This window comes from Peribacillus butanolivorans (genome assembly GCF_001273755.1).
GTDB classification, from domain to species: domain Bacteria; phylum Bacillota; class Bacilli; order Bacillales; family DSM-1321; genus Peribacillus; species Peribacillus butanolivorans.
Map to the genome: position 1 here is coordinate 151,764 of NZ_LGYA01000001.1, position 18,371 is coordinate 170,134.

Genomic DNA, 18,371 nt, shown 5'->3' on the forward strand with positions numbered 1-18,371 from the left:
TGTTAATCCACTTCCTTAATTTTTGCGAAATGGGCAATTTTATCTCGTAGTTCATACGCTTCTTTCTCTGAAATGGCAGGTATGTCATGGGAAGCACCCATTGTCCCGATACTTATTGAATAAAGATTATATTTCCGCAAAAGCGGACCTTGGTTCAACTTGACTGATTGTACTTTCGTCATCGGAATAAGTTCGTGAGTTTCCTTCCATGCTCCTTGTTTTGTTTGAATGAATTCTTCGCTCACGTCGTAACGCCAATACTTTTGCAAAAGGATTGGTTCAATAAAGATGGACCATATTGCATGAAAAAATAGTAATACGATAAGGCCGGTTAAAGTCCATCCAATCCATTCTTTCCAAGCAAAATAATTATCGACATACAATAGAATGCTAAGGACGGCGAGGATTACAAGATTGGTAATGGTTTCAGTCATCCGCCAAACTTTAACGGATTCTTTGGAAATTTTCTTCGTGGGCGGTTGAATCATTGAATACATATGTTCACTCCTTACTGTGTCTTAATACTAATACGAATAAACTTTCAGAAAAGTTCCCTAAATATCATCTAAAGGGATGAAAAAGAGCCCTATTAGGTATGGGGGCCGTTTATTGATAAAAGTGTAGATTGGTAAATGATTAGCTGAAACACCGCTTGAATAATTGGGGAATTTCTTGTGTATGTATTAGGTGAAACTTTCAAGTGAATCTTCACTTTTTATCTGACCATAAAATGGACAAGATAGTAGGGATGAGTTTTTTTCAGAGTAGGAGTGGTATGTTTGTCATATAAAAGGAAGCTGAGTTTTATATTCTTCCTGTTTTTGATTTGCTTTTTTAATGGAGAATCGATGCAGGCGTCGAATGAAGAGGGAATTCTAGGTCAGGAAATTCAGCGGATTTTGAATGAGTCACCAGCATTGGCAGGTGCCTTAGTGGGAATTTCCATTCGTTCAGCAGAAACGGGAGAAGTGATTTATGAACGCGGTTCGCAAACTAGACTGCGGCCTGCCTCGAATCTAAAGCTTTTGACTGCTGCGGCAGCACTTGAAACATTAGGTGATGATTATGTTTTTCAAACAGAACTGTACATAAAAGGATTGCAGGTCGACCATGTTCTGCAGGGGGATGTGTATCTGAAAGGAAAAGGAGATCCTACTTTATTAGAAAAGGATTTTGATGAGTTGGCAGCTTCACTGAAGCAAAATCAAGTCCAAATCGTCCATGGAAATCTCATTGGGGATGACACCTGGTATGATGATGTTCGTTATTCCAAGGACTTAGTTTGGAGTGATGAGTACGAATACTACGGAGCGGCTGTTTCAGCATTAACCGCTTCCCCGAATGAAGACTATGATACCGGGACAATTCTCGTGGAGGTATCTCCCGGTAAAAAAGCTGGTAAAAAGGCAACAGTGAAGATGAAACCGGAAACGGAGTATGTGGAAATCATAAACAAAACAAAAACCGTAGCAGCGGATGGAAAGAAGAAAATCGATGTCGAAAGGTTTCATGGCAAAAATGTTATAACGGTATCCGGGACCATTCCGGAACATGCTGGGCAGACGAAAGAGTGGTTTTCGGTGACAGATCCTACAGAGTATGCACTAAACCTATTTGAAAAATCAATGAAGAAACAAGGAATCAAAGTGGTCGGTGAAAAGAAGCAAGGTAAAACGCCAGTAGATGCAAGGATGATTGCCACTCATGAATCAATGCCGCTTTCACAACTTCTTATTCCTTTCATGAAGTTGAGTAATAACAGCCATGCCGAGGTTTTGGTAAAAGAAATGGGTAAAGCGGCAAATGGAGATGGAAGTTGGGAAGATGGATTGAAAGTGGCAAAAAGCGAGTTGGCGTTAATGGGCCTCGATATGCATACGATTAAGATGCGTGATGGATCCGGCATTTCCCAAGTCAATATGATCCCTGCAAATGAAATCACTAGTTTACTATATGCCGTTCAGGAAAAAACATGGTTTCCTGCATACTTAAATGCATTGCCAGTTGCAGGGGTTGAAGAACGAATGGTTGGCGGAACGCTAAGAAAGAGGATGAAAAAGACTAATGCAACTGGGAACGTTCGCGCAAAAACAGGGACAATTTCAGGGACGAGCTCCTTATCTGGTTATGTGACGACCAAAAGAGGGGAAAAAATCATCTTTTCCATTCTCTTGAATAACTTTGTAGAAGAAAAAGGCATCACGGCCATACAGGATAAAATAGCCGTGATGCTGGCAGATCAGGAAAACTTGTTAGAAAGTGGTCTTTAGTATCCCTTAGAAATGTAAGTTTGTAGTTCTAGAAAATCAGCGATGAGTATATCTGCATCTTTCATTTCATTTTCATCGGCAAATCCGAATTGACAGCCTACAGCCACTAAGCCATTTTCCTTTGCTGCTTCGATGTCGGATTTCCGGTCACCAATCAGGATGGCTTTCTCAATTTGATAGTCTTTCAATAGCATTCGCACTAAATCGGTCTTCGAGCCTTTCGAAGACCTTTCCACACTGTATATGTCCGTAACATATTCATTTAGCCCAAAATATGAACAGATTTCTTTCAAGTACCTTTCAAGACCATTGCTAGCAATGAAAATGGAAATTCCAAGCTGTTTGATCGTTGACAAGGTCTCCATGACGTGAGGAAAAAGCTGACCTTTTCCTTCTTTGATTTCTTGATTCAAACATTCTAAAAAAAGTTGGTCCGTCTGACGGCGAATATGCTCGGGATGCTTTGGCAATAAGGTTTCCCAAACGACAGTTAATGGGACGCCCATAATCCTTTGGTACGTGGCAAGCGGGGTATCTCCTGTCCAGCTCCCTTCTGATCGAAGGATTTCAAACGTTCGTTCAAGTGAAGGACCTAATATCTTATTTGTTTGAAACAAGGTGCCGTCCATATCGAAAATGGCGGCAAATTGGATTTTATTCAATAGTTGCACCTTCTTCTTAGATTTTTATCCTCTTAAGGAAGGAATATAAGGGAGGGAGGATAGAAATAAGTAGTATAGGAGGAATGTTTTATGAACTTCCCAACACTTCAAGGACCTTATACGATTCAGAGTCTTATAGCTAACATTCATACGTTATCCAAAAAACAATCTCCATATTTAATCGCCATAGATGGTCGCGGAGGATCCGGAAAAAGTACGCTCGCGGCCCGTATTCAATCAGAATGTCCGGGTAGCACGGTTGTTCATATGGATGATTTTTATTTGCCGTCATCACAGAGAATCCAACTGCCTCCCTCCAAAAAGCAAATTGGTGCGGACTATGATTGGCAACGGGTTTTTGGTCAGGTTCTGCAACCGCTTAACTGGAGGGGGAAAGCGAAATATCAACGGTATGATTGGGAAACGGACGCAATGGGCGAATGGCATACGATTCCTGCTGAAGGCCTTGTTATTATTGAAGGAACGTATTCCACTCGTAAAGAACTAGCTGAACTTTATGATTTCACAATCTGGGTAGAATGTCCCCGAAATCAGCGTTTGGAACGGGGACTTGAGCGTGATGGTGAAGAAGCGCGTCCGATGTGGGAGGATAACTGGATGGTGTATGAAGATCTCTATGTTGACACACATAGGCCACAAGAAAGAGTGAATCTTGTGGTGGACGGAACCAGATGAATTCAGACTCTTTGTTCTGCCTTTCACATCTGCCCCATTGCAATTGGGGCAGATGAAATTTGTTTTTCAGTACGCTCATCGCAGAAGGTATATTCATGGACTCAAGAATATAGGCGAGTGCCTGTGTTGTTCTCCGTTGTACATGTTTTACAGTACTTCTCAACTCCAATCATCATAGACTATGAATAAGGCTCTATGTCAGCATAATTTCAGTGAATTTCATTATGCAGATTTGCCAAGGAAATCTGGTAATCAATTCTGCACTATAGCACATTCCATCAGGGCCTATCCCCTCTAATGTAGCGGTCGCATCTTATATTAAGATAGGAATGAATCCGAGGTTACCGGACATCCGGGTGGTGGTCTCTACGCAATGATTGGTCGTTAATCCAGTAATGATAACCTGGGGACAAGCTTCTTCTCTTAAAATCTTCTCAAGATTGGTACCGATAAACGCATTATTCACATATTTTGTGAGAATCCATTCAGCTGACTTTGGTTGACTGAACGCTTTAAACAGGCTTGTTTCATTCTCGAGATAAAAGAGGGAATCCTTTGATTCAGATAAGTACAGTATATAAATTACCTGCCGACTAGACACCCGCCATGCTTGAATGGACCGGGCAATAGTAAATTCTGCCTGAGGATTGTTGCGCCTGCCCTAATTAGGATCATCGAATGCCTTTTGGATATCGACAACGATAAGCAGGACATTCTTTTTCAGCTTTGTTCCCATCATTCCTTTTCTGTGTCGAAGTTACTTTTAATTGTAATGGTTTACCTGTAACATTTATATTGAATTTTTAGATAAATTTCTGAGAAGCCGGAAATATTGGGGGAGAACTATGTTTACTAATGACGAACAAGCAGCCGTATATAAAGCTATTTATAATCGAAGGGATATCAGGAGTTTTTTACCCGATCCCATTTCAAAGGAAATACTGCAAAGAATTTTGGATGCGGCACACCATGCCCCGTCTGTAGGATTTATGCAACCTTGGAGTTTTATTGTTGTTTCATCTCAGGAAATCAAAAACCGCTTGGCCTGGGCAGCCGATAAAGAGAGAAGAGCGCTCGCAATTCATTATGAAGGCGGAAAAGAAAATAAATTTCTTAGTTTGAAAGTTGAAGGGTTAAAAGAAGCACCATATACCATCTGTGTAACCTGTGACCCGACACGGGGAGGTTCCCATGTGTTGGGGCGGAACTCGATTCCAGAAACCGATATTCTATCCACTGCCTGTGCGATTCAGAATATGTGGCTAGCTGCCTGTGCCGAGGGATTAGCAATGGGATGGGTCAGCTTTTACAAGAAAAATGATATCCGTGATATTTTGGATATACCGCCGCACGTCGAGCCTATCGCACTTATGTCGGTTGGCTATACTGATCAATACCCGGATAAACCTATTCTTGAATTAGCCAACTGGGAAAAGAGACGGTCTAAGGATGATCTTATTTTTGAAGATAAGTGGGGTAAAAAATAAAACTCTTTGTACCTTCATTCATGCTAGTGAGGAGAAAATTTGGTGATGTAGCTTTATACTTTTAATAATAAAAACAGGAAAAACAGTGAACAAATTTGACTCCAATCTTATCCTCTCTCTCGAATTACAATCCACTACGCATATTGAGTGTAGGCATGTGGAGAGGAATGTTGTGATAGGGTATCATCGGGCTGTCGTTTCTTCAGTTGCTTTTGATTGTATCGGTCAGAGTAAAGTCAGAGGAGAAGACGATAAATGGGAAGTCGTTCAAACTAGTGCTGCCGTTTCCCGATGTTAAAGTTTAACTATAAAGAGAAAAAAACTAGCTGTACTTTTACACAGCTAGTTTTTTTGTTTCAAAATCTCCGGCGTTTAGAAGATCCAGGTATACCGAGGTCTTCACGGTATTTTGCGATGGTCCGACGGGATATTTTGGTTCCTTCATTTTCAAATATTTGACAAAGTTTTTGGTCAGAAAAAGGCTTTATTTTATCTTCATCGGCGATCAAGACTTTTATTTTTTCTTTGATGGTAAGAGTGGATTCGGTTTCTTGGCTGTTCACTCGGTTTAAGCCTCTAGTAAAGAAGTTCCTTAATTTGAAGAGGCCTTGCGGAGTTTGGATATATTTATTGCTCGTGGCCCTGCTGATTGTTGATTCATGAAGCTGGAGTTTTTCGGAAATATCTTTCAGTGTCATAGGTTTTAATCCAGCAATCCCTTTCAAGAAAAAATCCTGTTGTTCCTCTACAATGGTTGCTGTCACTTTGTAAAGGGTCATTTGCCTTTGTTCAAGACCTTTAATCAGTAATTGAGCATCATTTAAGTGATTTTTGACGTAATCTTTAGCTGGGTCGCCCGGCTTAGTGGCTAATATATTCGTATAGTAATGGTTGATTGATAGTTTAGGTGCGAAACTGTTGTTAACCGTAATCAGATAGCCATCCTTTTCTTTTTCTACGAATACGTCCGGAACGATGTAATGGGTCATATCATTAGAAAAATGACTGACGGGACGGGGATTTAACGTGCGGATAAAATCTGATGCCTCTTGGACTTCCTGAATAGTTACTTTGTAAAGGTTGGCTATTTTCTTGTAACGCTTTTCAGCTAAATCTGTTAAGTGCTTATCTATAATAGTGTACGCTAATTCATTATAATGCTCATGCTCACGCAGCTGAATGAGTAAACAATCAGTCAAATCTCTGGCACCCACTCCGATGGGGTCAAGGGATTGCAGAACTTGAATCATGTCTTCAATTTCTTCCATAGACACGGAAAAAAGAGAGGCTGCCCAATCTGCATCCACTTCAAGAAATCCATATTCGCTTAAGTTTCCAATTAAAAATGCGAGGATCTTTCTTTCAAGAGGTTTCAAGAATTTCAGCATACTCACTTGTTCTAGTAAATGATTTTCTAGTGTTTCTGTGTTTACTGAATAATTATTGATAGGGTTATAATCACTGTCTCCATTGAATCCTTTACTTGTAGCCGAAGATCCTCCTGCCTGAGTGTTTATTTTATTTGTACGTATACCAGATTCAGAGAGAGAGGCGAGAGGGTCTTTAAATGTTTCGGTTATTTCGAGAACAGGATTTTCGTTAGCCTGTTGGTGTAAAAAATCTATAAGTTCATGTGCAGAATATTGTAGAATATTGATCGATTGCTGTAATTGAGGGGTCAAAGCTAACTTCAAAGTTTGCTTTTGATACAGTTCAAAGCCTACCTGCATTTATATCAACTTCTTTCATTTTAGATTAACCGAGGGCTCAAAAGGGAAATGAAAATGTTATTAACATGATAATAATACAAATTTTTCAAAAATTCAATAATTTATGTCAGGTTATGTAACATCATTAAGAAATTAAATGCAAAAAACGACAATATTAGTAAATAAGTATTAATATTTGTTGAAAAATGGAAATTTAAATATGTTTGATTTGAATATGAATCGATTGATTTATATTCGAATCAATACGCGCTATTTTTGATTTATTTATGAATCACTTTCTCTCTGAATACTATTATATAAAGCTCATATACTTTGGCATGCATCTTGCTATATAAATACTTATAGAAAATTATAAAAAATCTATTACGTGAGAGAAGGGTGTTTTTTACATGATTAAAGAGAAGACGGGGATTCAGGAATTAATCGATTTGGATAAAAAGCATTTTATTCATCCGACTACAGCAATTGCACAACAGCAGGCGGATGGTCCAAGTTTCATTTTTACAGAAGGTAAAGGAATATATCTTACGGACGTCACGGGTAGAACCGTCATCGATGGCATGGCCTCACTTTGGAATGTGAATATTGGGCATGGACAAGAAGAGTTGGCTGAAGTGGCGAAAGAACAGATGGCAAAGTTAGCGTTTACCTCCAGTTTTGCTACCTTCAGCAATGAGCCGGCTATTCGTTTAGCTGCTAAAATTGCTTCAATTGCTCCTGGGGATTTGAATGCTGTTTTCTTCACTTCAGGTGGATCGGAATCGAATGATACAGCGATTAAACTTGCCCGTCACTACTGGATTTTAAAAGGGCAGCCTAATCGTCAAAAGATTATTTCCCGTTCGAAATCCTATCATGGGGTGGCAATGGGAGCGACAAGTGCAACAGGCTTGAAACCATTCCGTGACTTCACGAATTCCATCGCTCCGGATTTTTGTTATGTAGATGGTTCTTCCATTGAAGATTTGCGTAAGGTCATCGAACAAGAAGGGCCAGAAACGATTGCTGCATTTATCGCGGAACCGATTCAAGGAGCTGGCGGCGTGAATCTACCTCCTGAAGGGTATTTTAAGGAAGTAAGAGAGATTTGTAATGAATACGGCATTTTAATGGTAACGGATGAAGTCATTACAGGCTTCGGAAGAACAGGTACGTATTTTGGAATTGAGCACTTCGGTGTTGTGCCAGACATGATGTGCTTTGCAAAAGGTGTGTCGAGCGGATATGCCCAGTTAGGTGGCGTGGTCCTTAATGATAAGATGCATCAGGATTTTATAGCCCTGTCTAAAGGCACGCTTTTACATGGATACACATACAGTGGGCACCCTATGGCTTGTGCTGTCGCCTTGAAAAATATTGAAATTATTGAACGCGAAAACTTAATAGAAAACTCGAAACAGCGTGGCTTAGAATTGCTTGAGGGCTTTAAAAAGCTACAAAGCAAACACCCGATTATTGGGGATGTTAGAGCACTTGGTCTTATTGGAGGCATTTCCATTGTCAAAGATAAACAAACCGGGGAAGGCTTTGAAACACAGCTAGCACCAAGACTTGTAGCTGAAGCTGCGAAGAATGGTTTAATTTGCCGGTCTGTTACGTTTGATCAAGATACACTCGTGTTTGCACCACCTTTAATCATAACTAAATCAGAAGTCGAAAGAATAATTGAAATCCTGGATGAAACATTTACAGCTGTCGAAAAAGAAATTTTATAAGAGGTGAAAAGGATGGTAATGACGGAAACTCTGAAAAAGAAACTATTTATTAATGGAAAATGGAAAGAAGCCCAAAAGTTCACGACACTAAAGTCTCCCTATAGCGGGGAGGTTTTAGCGGAGATTCCGGCTGCTACCCCTGAAGAGGTTGAGTTGGCGATAGACTCAGCTTATCAAGCTAGAAAAGCAATGGCTGCTCTGCCAAGTCATAAACGGGCTGCCATTCTTGAAAAGCTTGCAACTCTTTTGGAAAGCCGTAAAGATGAGGCAGCTGAAATTATTGCTAAAGAGGCAGCGAAGCCGATCAAAACAGCGATAGGAGAAGTCTCCCGGACGATTGCCACATATAAATTTGCAGCAGAAGAAGCAAAGAGAATTCATGGAGAAACATTAACGATGGATGCGACAGCTGACGGGGAAGGTAGAATTGGTTACACCGTACGCGAGCCAATTGGCGTAGTGGGTGCAATTACTCCTTTTAATTTCCCGATGAACCTGGTAGCTCATAAAGTCGGACCGGCCATTGCTGCTGGAAACCCGATTGTCTTGAAACCTGCGAGCCAAACGCCACTATCATCGCTATTACTAGCTGAGCTATTAGCCGAAACAGATCTTCCTGATGGAGCGTTTAATCTGATTACGGGGAGTGGTTCGGTAATTGGTGATAAATTAGTGACTGATTCACGGGTGAAGAGCATTTCATTCACCGGAAGCCCTGCTGTAGGAATCGGTATCCGTAACAAGGCGGGCTTGAAGAAAGTGAGTCTTGAACTTGGTTCCAATGCAGCGGTTATTGTGGATAAAGGGATTGATATTGATAAAATTATCCCACGGTGTGTAACGGCAGCATTTGCTTTTCAAGGGCAAGTCTGTATTTCCTTACAGCGAGCATATGTTCATGAAGAGGTGTATGACGAGTTTGTAGAAAAATTCTCTGAGGCAACGAAGGGACTAATACTCGGCGATTCTTTGGACCCGGCAGTGGATGTCTCAGCGTTAATAAGCGCTGGTGATGTAGAACGCAGTCTGGACTGGATCAGTGAAGCAAAACAGTACGGTGCCGTTGTTGCAGCAGGAGGTAAATCTGAAGGGAATATCCTGCATCCTACTGTCTTACTGGAGGTGGATGCGAAGCTTAAGGTATCCTGTCAGGAAGTCTTTGCTCCTATTGTTTTGATCAATAAGGTGTCGTCGGTTGAAGAAGCAATTGATTTGGTCAATGATTCCGAATTTGGCTTGCAGGCAGGGGTTTATACAGACAATATCAATTTGGCCCTTACTGCAGCTGAAAAACTGGAAGTCGGTGGCGTTATCATAAATGATATCCCAACATATCGCGTCGACAACATGCCATATGGCGGAGTCAAAAAAAGCGGGATGGGCCGTGAAGGGTTAAAGTATGCGATTGAAGAAATGACGGAAATGAAGCTGGTCATTTTTAATCGGAATTAATAATGAAAAAGTATGGAGATGAGCAGCTGCTCATCTCTTTATTTTTGAGAAAATATATTTCTTCTAAATATATTTTTTATGAATCTTTTAATAGAAATAAAGAGGTTGTGGCGAAAGTAGAGAAGATTGACTAAAGTTATTATGCAAAAATGAATAGAAAATTCACGATTGAATTTATATGGGACAGGGAAGAGAAAGAAAATGCGATTTTACCTAATATTTCAAACTGGCATGAATCTTGCTTATATCTTGTATATAGGTAGATAACTTAAAACCGAGGAGGAATTAAAATGCAGGAAACTTTACAAAATAACACACAAAAAGAAGGAACGGAAGCACTAGACTTAAAGATGTTTATCAATGGGGAATGGGTGAGTTCGACTTCGGGTGAAAAAAGGGATGTATTGAATCCGGCTACGGGAGAAGTTATTGCTACAGCTGCAGAAGGAACACAGAAGGATGTCGATGCAGCGGTTGAGGCAGCTAAATATGCTTTCTATGAAGGCGGATGGTGGGGAACTCCGGCAGTGGAGCGAGCCAGACTTTTATTCAAAATTGCCGATAAATTAGAAGAAAAGGCTGAAGAACTAGCTGCTTTGGAAACGTTGGATAATGGAAAACCATTGCGCGAAGCTCGTTTTGATATAGATGATGCAGCAGCCTGTTTTAGATATTATGCAGGATTGGCTACTAAACCGACAGGACAGACGTATGAAGTGCCTGACGGTCAGCAAGCAATGGTCATCCGGGAACCAATCGGAGTTTGCGGGCAAATTATTCCTTGGAACTTCCCTTTGTTGATGTCAGCCTGGAAATTGGCTCCGGCGCTAGCTGCAGGAAATTCCGTCGTTTTCAAACCATCAGAAGTAACACCAGTAACGGCTGTTAAACTATTCGAAATCTTGGAAGAGGTCGGAGTACCCAAAGGTGTCGCAAACCTAGTATTAGGGGCAGGAACAGTTGTCGGACAGGCCATTGCTGAACATGAGGAAATTGATAAAGTGGCCTTTACAGGCGGAACAGCAACAGGCCGTAAAATCATGGAAGCATCGTTAGGGAATTTGAAAAAAGTGACTTTGGAGCTTGGTGGGAAATCCCCTAATATCGTATTTGCAGACTCTGACTTTGAGACTGCTGTTGATTACGCTTTATTCGGGATCTTCTGTAACCAAGGACAAGTATGTTCAGCGGGCTCTCGATTACTTTTGGAAGAGTCCATTTATGATCAATTTATTGCAAGTCTTACCGCGAAAGCGAAACAAATTAAAGTGGGGTCAGGTTCTGATGAAAAAACTCATATGGGACCAGTCGTTTCTGAAGCCCATATGAACAAAATTTTATCGTATATCGAAATTGGAAAAGAAGAAGGAGCCAAATTAATCGTTGGTGGGAACCGGATTAAAGGAGAGGGCTTGGAAAATGGGTACTTTGTTGAACCAACGATTTTTGTTGATACAACACCTGAAATGCGTATCGTGCAGGAAGAAATTTTTGGACCAGTACTTGTCGTTCAAAAGTTCAAGGACGAGGCAGAAGCTCTTCGACTGGCCAATGACACGAAATATGGTTTAGCTGGAGCGGTGTTTACGAATGATATCGCTAAGGCGTACCGTGTCATCAAAAAAGTACGTGCTGGTATCACGTGGATAAATTCTTATCACCCGACATATAACGAAGCTCCTTGGGGCGGCTTCAAACAAAGCGGAAATGGCCGTGAGCTAGGTACTTTCGGATACGAGGCTTACACAGAAGTGAAGCAAATTAATAACAACTTGGATATTCAACCAACAGGATGGTTTGATGAAGAGTAAATAGCTAGATGAAAAGGCTGTTCCTTAAGGAACAGCCTTTTTGTGGAAATGAAATTCTAGAAACGTAAATATAACTCCAGAATCGTAGATAAACTCCAGAAATTGAACATTTTTTAAAAAATGCACTCAAAATAAAATGAATAATAGACACTTTTCAGTAATGAGCATAAAACATGATAATCAATCAAATACGATACGACTATAATTTCACAGTTTTAATAGATCAACCCGGCCTGAAAAGAAAACGGCGCCATTTCCCATATCTGCCACCCTGTCTGGAGTAAGTGCATTGACATGTTGCTTTGTTTCAGGTGTGATCTGCCATAAGCCTTGGCTGACAAGAACACCGGCTAACACATTTTCCCCGGGAGCAGCAGTTAGCACACATTCACCGCGCTCGTTCCAGATACGGACCATATCTCCTGTATCTATTCCTAATTTTAGGGCATCTGCCGTATTCATGTGTAGTTTCGGCTCTTTTTCCATAGAGATATGTTTTTCGTTATTGGAAAAAGTTGAATTCAAGAAATTGTGATTAGGTGCTGGTATGAATAAAAATGGCAGGTCACTGTCTTTGACGATTGGCGTATACGTTGGTAGCGGTTCGTATCCATGCTTCTTCATCTGTTCAGAATAGAGTTCGATTTTGCCGCTCGGTGTCTGCAGTTTACCCGGGAACAGCGGACTCATCTTGGCTTTGACAAATTGACTTTCTGAAAGGGATTCATAAGTAATTCCTTCTAAATACGGGTTATCTGGAAAATTGAGTGCCTGGCGTATCATATCATCCTCTGAATCTCTAAAAGCTGGTTCTTCAAAGCCCATACCACAGGCTAACAGTTTGAATAATTCGACATTTGATTTCGACTCTCCATACTTTTCCACTACAGGTTTTTGTATTTGGACGTAATTATGCCAGTATGAATTATAAAAATCCTCCGTTTCATAAGATGAAGCAGCAGGCAGGACGATGTCGGCATACATTGCCGTTTCTGTTAAGAATAAATCATGGACCACAGTAAATAGATTTTCTCTCATCAGACCTTCCTGCACTTTATTCGCATTCGGAGCGACAAGGGCTGGATTGGAACTGTATATAAATAAGGAAAGAATCGGGTTTTCTTTTTCAAAAAGGGCTTGACCGATTTGGTTCATATTAATGATACGTGTTGTTTTATCCTTCAAAAGGTCAGGACGTCTTAGGGCATTGGTATTAAAAGCCAGGTATCCTGAATTCCCCTTTATCGCGCCACCGCCCTTCACAAGCCATTGACCGGTAAGTGCAGGAAGGCAGGCGATGGTCCGTACGGCCATGCCGCCATTATCATGGTGCTGCAGACCGTTTCCTATTCGTATGAATGAAGGAGTCGTGCTACCGTACATTCGTGCCAACTCATATAGGTCATCAATTGGAACACCTGTAATCGCTGAGACGGTGGCAGGGTCATATTGGCGGACATGCTCGCATAATTCAGCGGAGCCCACAGTGTATTCATCTAAGAAAGGTTGGTCGACTAGATTTTCGGCATATAAAATATGCATTAAACCGAGAGCGAGAGCACTATCAGTTCCGGGCAGAATAGGAATGAACCAATCGGCCCACTTTCCAGTTTGGTTCTTATGTACGTCAATGACCACAACTTTTGCCCCGTTTTTTCGGGCCTGCTGGGCAATTGTTACTTGGTGCATATTTGTGCTCACAGCGTTAATGCCCCACAGGATAAAAAGCTTTGTTTGAATCGTTTCTTCCGGGTCGATGCCGAACGAACCACCCATCGTATAGTTATAGCCAACAGAACCGGCCGCGTTACAAATGGAACGTTCAAGTCTGCTTGCCCCGAGCTTATGAAAGAACCGACGATCCATTCCTTCTGCACTGAGGTTTCCCATGTTTCCATAAAAGCTGTAAGGAAGGATGCTTTCTGGGCCATGCTGTTCAATTAAGTTTTTCCATTTTGAAGTGATTGTGTCAAGGGCTTCCTTCCAGCTGATTGGAACAAAATTCCCTTCTCCTTTTGAGCCGATCCGCTTTAATGGCTGCTGAAGACGTTTGGGGTCATATATGCGAGCTGTCATGTTTCGGACTTTGTTGCAAATATTTCCTTTAGTAACAGGATGGTTTGGGTCTCCTTGCACCTTAATGATTTTCCCATCTTTTTTGTGCAAAAGTAAGCCGCATTGATCAGGACAATCAAGAGAGCAAACTGAGGGAAAGACTCCATCTGGTTGATTGATATAGGGTTGCATGGCGAATTCCTCCTTATAATCTAATCTTATATCTTGCATCGATAATCTATTTATATCTTAATTATTATTGAATGTGAAATAGTAGATAGTTGCAAGAACTTCTTAACATATGATTTTTTTTCTGATAAGCTTACAAGATAAAAATGAACCTTTTTTATCACAAAATAAATAAGTAATAGGAGGATATATTTTTGGATTATGGAGTAATAATATCTATTGGAATATATATGGCAGGTATGCTATTAATTGGTTATTTAGCTTATCGGAAAACTGCCAACTTAACCGATTATATGCTTGGAGGCCGCAACTTGGGCCCGGCTGTAACCGCATTAAGTGCAGGGGCTTCCGATATGAGCGGATGGCTGTTAATGGGTCTTCCTGGTGCGATGTACATAAGCGGCTTAAGTGCCGGGTGGATTGTTGTCGGCCTGTGTGCAGGGTCTTATTTAAATTGGTTATTTGTAGCGCCGCGACTTCGGACATATACGGAAGTGGCCGACAATTCGATTACGATACCGGACTTTTTGGGAAATCGGTTTAAAGATAGTTCTCGAATATTAAAAGTGGTATCAGCCTTAGTCATCTTAATCTTTTTCACCTTTTACACCTCTTCAGGTATGGTAGCGGGTGGGGAGCTTTTCCGAACTGCTTTTAATATGGATTACCGCTGGGGCATCTGGCTGACAGCGAGTGTTGTTATTCTTTATACATTATTTGGCGGTTTCCTTGCGGTTAGCTGGACGGATTTTGTACAAGGTACGATCATGTTCATTGCCTTAATTTTAGTCCCTGTTGTCACGATTGTAAATATTGGCGGCTGGGATCCTACCATTAATGAAATAAAATCGATTAATCCGAATTTATTACATGCTTTTGAAGGAACTTCAACTATTGGTATTATATCGTTGCTAGCATGGGGTCTTGGTTATTTTGGTCAGCCTCATATCATCGTTCGATTCATGGCGATTTCATCTGTAAAAGAATTGAAAAGCGCACGACGAATCGGTATGGGCTGGATGATTTTCGCTATCGTAGGAGCGATGTTTACGGGATTGGTCGGAATCGCTTATTTTAATCTGACAAGCGGACCTTTAGGGGAAAAAAATGCCGAGTCTGTCTTCATCATTCTGGCTAAAGAACTATTTCCTTCTTTGATTACAGGCTTCTTATTAGCAGCGATTTTAGCAGCGGTCATGAGTACGATTGCATCTCAACTGTTAGTATCCGCTAGTGCGCTGACTGATGATTTCTATAAGCAGTTTATTCGCCCGAATGCATCGGATAAGGAATTAGTGCTGGTTGGACGATTTGGTGTATTAGCGATAGCTGCTATTGCCCTTATTTTAGCTTTCAACCCTAGTGGTACGATTCTTAAATTGGTCGGTTATGCCTGGGCTGGGTTTGGAGCAGCATTTGGACCGGTCATTTTGTTAAGTCTTTACTGGAAACGGATGACCAAATGGGGCGCACTAGCAGGAATGATTGTGGGTACCGCAACTGTGATCGTCTGGGAAATGATTGATAAATTTGCTGAAGTCTATGAAATCATCCCTGGATTTATTGCTGGTACAATAGCAGTCGTGTTTTTTAGCCTGTTATCAGCCAAACCTTCTAAAGAGATAGAAGAGGATTTCAATCAAGCTGTAAAAAATCTCTCTTAATTATTGACGCTGCTCAATCAAATGGGCGGCGTTTTTTATATGATAAATAACCAAAATATATGGTACAATATTCGTAAAGTCCTTATGTGTAAAACATGAGGACTTTTTTTGAGTGGTTTGGGAATAATAAACCAAAAACAACTACAAAGGATATAAAATGAACCAGTCTCATAAAATTGCAATTAAAGTAGCTATTATATATATAATCATTGGGGTCTTATGGATTATCATTACAGATTCCTTCTCGATGACCCAGGCAAAAGAAGATGTCCAGACATATGCGATGTTTCAGCATTCCAAAGGGTGGATGTTCATTTTCATTACCGGGATTTTTTTATATATTATAATCCGATATTGGACTGGGAAAATGTTGCGCTCTCAACAGGAATTTAATCTGAAGGATGAGCAATATCAGTCGTTGTTCAAGCATAATCCGGATTGTGTCCTTGAATTGAACCTCGAAGGAAATGTCGTTTCAATTAACCCGGAGGCTGAAAAGCTGTTAGGTCACCAAAGTGACAACTTGAAGGGCAAAAATGCCAATCATTTTATCAACTGGAATGAAAGTGAAAAAGTATCTGTTTTCTTTACACAATCCCTTCAAGGAGAGGCTGTTAAATTCGAAACGACCATCCAGAATATGAGTGATGAAAAGCGGATAATTCGTGTAACTTTTTTGCCAATTATTGTTCAAACGGAAATGCTTGGAGTATATGCAATCGTCAGGGATATTACCGAATTGCGGCGAGAAGAGGAATTGATGATCATGTCTGAAAAGTTATCTGTAATCGGACATCTGGCTGCTGCCGTCGCACATGAGATAAGGAATCCGCTGACATCGCTAAAAGGGTTCGTGCAGTTAATGGATATGACGAAAGAAGTCAACCCGATGCATTCTGATATCATGTTAAAGGAAATTGATCGAATTAATATTATTTCGAGTGAGCTGCTGGTTCTAGGGAAAAAACAGGATGTTGCTTTATGTAAAATTGATCTTGGTGACTGTTTACAACAAGTATATACGTTAATGAAAGCAGAGACGAATTTGAATAATATTGAGATGGGGTATCAGGTAAAAAAAGCCGAGCCGGTTTATATTATGGCTGATTCCATCGAACTTAAACAGATGGTCATTAATATTGTCAAGAATAGCATTGAAGCGGTTAGTGATAATGGGAATATAGACATATCCTTGGATGTCATTGATGATCATGCTGTAATCAGTGTGAGTGATAATGGAATAGGTATGGTGCCTGAGCGCTTGAAACGAATCGGTGAACCTTTTTATTCGACGAAGGAAAGGGGCACAGGAATCGGACTTGCAATCTGCCAGAAGATTATTCATCGCCTCGACGGAGAGATGCATTTTGAAAGTGAGAAAAATAAGGGAACCACGGTTACAATTCGGATTCCGTTGGCTACTACGCTTTAACAAATGGTACTATAGAGTATATGAAAAGTTTTTTTATTAAAGGAGAACGATATGAGCGAATTACCAGCATTAGTGAACGATAGAAAGCTATTTATCCAGGAGGCCTGGAAAAAATCTGGCTTCGGCCAACTTACTCCGATTCAAACGAAAGCGATTCCTGTAATTGTAGAAGGAAAAGACATCATGGCTGAATCACCTACGGGAACAGGAAAGACACTTGCTTATTTACTGCCATTGCTTGAAAAAATAGATCCTGATAAAAAATCTCCCCAAGCTTTAATTTTGGCGTCATCACGTGAATTGGTCATGCAGATTAATGAAGAAATCCGGATTTGGTCAGAAGGAAGCGGTATTTCAGGTGCAGCATTCATCGGTGGAGCGAATGTAAAACGTCAGTTGGACAAACTGAAGAAGCATCCACAGGTCATTGCTGGAACACCAGGACGGATTTATGAATTGATTGCCCAAAAGAAATTGAAGATGCACGAAGTAAAAACAATTGTCCTCGATGAAGGTGACCAATTAATTATTCCCGAGCATATGGGAACGATTAATAATATTATCAAAACTACGCTTAAAGACCGCCAAATCATGGTGTTTTCTGCAACTCTACCAGAGGAAACGGAAAAAGTGGCTCGTGGATTCATGAACGAACCAGAAATGATCAAGGTCGATAAGCATGAAAAAATGGAGTCAAAAGTAGACCATCTTTACTTTGTTGTTGAGAGACGGGAAAAGTCCAAGATTCTTGAGAAAATCACGAGGCTGAAAGATGTGAAAGCTCTTGCCTTTTTAAACGATATCGCAGAGCTGAGCGTCTTACATGAAAAGTTGAGTTATAAAGGCGTTGAAATGGGTGTCCTTCACGGTGAATCTAATAAAGTAGACCGTGAGAAAGCGCTGCGCAAGCTTCGTTCAGGTAAATCTCCGATGTTGATGGCAACAGATGTGGCGGCTCGCGGACTTGATATTAAAGGGCTGACAGCCGTCGTTCATATTGATATGGCTGAAAACATTGACCAATATATTCATCGATCCGGGAGAACAGGGCGTGCGGGTGCAAATGGCACGGTTATCTCGATTGTAACGGAAAGAGAAGAGCGAGAATTGAAAAAAATGGCACGTGAACTTGAGATTCCGTTAACGAAAGTAACATTCTATGGTGGAAACATCGTAGTCGAAGAATAATTTTTGAATGTAGAGATGGC

14 protein-coding genes and 1 pseudogene are annotated in these 18,371 nt (G+C 40.7%); 10 read left to right on the top strand and 5 right to left on the bottom strand.

What is annotated here, in order from left to right:
* Window positions 1–2 precede the first annotated feature (2 nt).
* Window positions 3–497, bottom strand: a complete 495-nt coding sequence (locus tag AKG34_RS00715; RefSeq protein ID WP_053344330.1) for a PH domain-containing protein — start codon at window positions 495–497, stop codon at window positions 3–5.
* Window positions 498–848: 351 nt separating this feature from the next.
* Here AKG34_RS00715 and dacB point away from each other — a divergent pair, with 351 nt between their 5' ends.
* Window positions 849–2,270 carry a D-alanyl-D-alanine carboxypeptidase/D-alanyl-D-alanine endopeptidase gene (gene dacB, locus AKG34_RS00720; protein ID WP_083450871.1) on the top strand — a complete coding sequence of 474 codons (1,422 nt, stop codon included), beginning with the start codon at window positions 849–851 and terminating at the stop codon, window positions 2,268–2,270.
* Here the strand turns inward: dacB and AKG34_RS00725 are convergent.
* Window positions 2,267–2,932, bottom strand: coding sequence for an HAD-IA family hydrolase (locus tag AKG34_RS00725; protein ID WP_407946247.1), 666 nt, complete (start codon window positions 2,930–2,932; stop codon window positions 2,267–2,269). The two genes, dacB and AKG34_RS00725, sit on opposite strands and share 4 nt — an antisense overlap.
* Window positions 2,933–3,022: 90 nt before the next feature.
* Between AKG34_RS00725 and AKG34_RS00730 the strand changes: the two genes are divergently transcribed.
* Window positions 3,023–3,628 (top strand): uridine kinase family protein, encoded by a 606-nt coding sequence (locus AKG34_RS00730; RefSeq protein ID WP_083450630.1) that lies wholly within the window; start codon window positions 3,023–3,025, stop codon window positions 3,626–3,628.
* A 209-nt stretch (window positions 3,629–3,837) separates the two neighbouring features.
* On the opposite strand, the pseudogene AKG34_RS29520 reads toward AKG34_RS00730, so the two are convergent.
* A pseudogene (locus AKG34_RS29520) lies at window positions 3,838–4,364 on the bottom strand (isochorismatase family protein).
* Window positions 4,365–4,473: 109 nt separating this feature from the next.
* Here AKG34_RS29520 and bluB point away from each other — a divergent pair.
* Together bluB and AKG34_RS29170 are read left to right on the top strand one after the other, a co-directional pair.
* A complete protein-coding gene (gene bluB / locus AKG34_RS00735; RefSeq protein ID WP_053344332.1) occupies window positions 4,474–5,115 on the top strand; it encodes a 5,6-dimethylbenzimidazole synthase in 642 nt (213 codons plus the stop codon).
* Window positions 5,116–5,287: 172 nt separating this feature from the next.
* The gene (locus AKG34_RS29170) at window positions 5,288–5,413 is read left to right on the top strand and encodes a hypothetical protein (protein ID WP_255264071.1); all 126 of its coding nucleotides are present in this window, start codon (window positions 5,288–5,290) and stop codon (window positions 5,411–5,413) included.
* Window positions 5,414–5,471: 58 nt separating this feature from the next.
* On the opposite strand, the gene rpoN is transcribed toward AKG34_RS29170, so the two are convergent.
* A complete protein-coding gene (rpoN, locus tag AKG34_RS00740) occupies window positions 5,472–6,845 on the bottom strand; it encodes an RNA polymerase factor sigma-54 (RefSeq protein WP_053344333.1) in 1,374 nt (457 codons plus the stop codon).
* A 389-nt stretch (window positions 6,846–7,234) separates the two neighbouring features.
* Between rpoN and AKG34_RS00745 the strand changes: the two genes are divergently transcribed.
* The 3 genes from AKG34_RS00745 (at window position 7,235) to AKG34_RS00755 (ending at window position 11,823) form a co-directional block, all read left to right on the top strand.
* A complete protein-coding gene (locus tag AKG34_RS00745; protein ID WP_053344334.1) occupies window positions 7,235–8,560 on the top strand; it encodes an aminotransferase family protein in 1,326 nt (441 codons plus the stop codon).
* A gap of 18 nt (window positions 8,561–8,578) precedes the next feature.
* Window positions 8,579–10,012, top strand: a complete 1,434-nt coding sequence (locus AKG34_RS00750) for an aldehyde dehydrogenase family protein (RefSeq protein WP_053347937.1) — start codon at window positions 8,579–8,581, stop codon at window positions 10,010–10,012.
* 290 nt (window positions 10,013–10,302) lie between these two features.
* Window positions 10,303–11,823, top strand: coding sequence for an aldehyde dehydrogenase family protein (locus AKG34_RS00755; protein WP_053344335.1), 1,521 nt, complete (start codon window positions 10,303–10,305; stop codon window positions 11,821–11,823).
* A 207-nt stretch (window positions 11,824–12,030) separates the two neighbouring features.
* Here the strand turns inward: AKG34_RS00755 and AKG34_RS00760 are convergent, their stop codons facing one another.
* Window positions 12,031–14,070: a molybdopterin oxidoreductase family protein gene (locus tag AKG34_RS00760; protein WP_053344336.1), complete on the bottom strand. Its 2,040-nt coding sequence runs from the start codon at window positions 14,068–14,070 to the stop codon at window positions 12,031–12,033.
* Window positions 14,071–14,261: 191 nt separating this feature from the next.
* Here AKG34_RS00760 and putP point away from each other — a divergent pair, with 191 nt between their 5' ends.
* From putP to AKG34_RS00775, 3 genes are all read left to right on the top strand, one after another.
* Window positions 14,262–15,731, top strand: coding sequence for a sodium/proline symporter PutP (gene putP / locus AKG34_RS00765; RefSeq protein WP_053344337.1), 1,470 nt, complete (start codon window positions 14,262–14,264; stop codon window positions 15,729–15,731).
* 157 nt (window positions 15,732–15,888) lie between these two features.
* On the top strand, window positions 15,889–17,163 hold the full coding sequence (locus AKG34_RS00770; RefSeq protein ID WP_053344338.1) for an ATP-binding protein: 1,275 nt from the start codon (window positions 15,889–15,891) through the stop codon (window positions 17,161–17,163).
* A gap of 51 nt (window positions 17,164–17,214) precedes the next feature.
* Window positions 17,215–18,351: a DEAD/DEAH box helicase gene (locus AKG34_RS00775; RefSeq protein WP_053344339.1), complete on the top strand. Its 1,137-nt coding sequence runs from the start codon at window positions 17,215–17,217 to the stop codon at window positions 18,349–18,351.
* Window positions 18,352–18,371 lie beyond the last annotated feature (20 nt).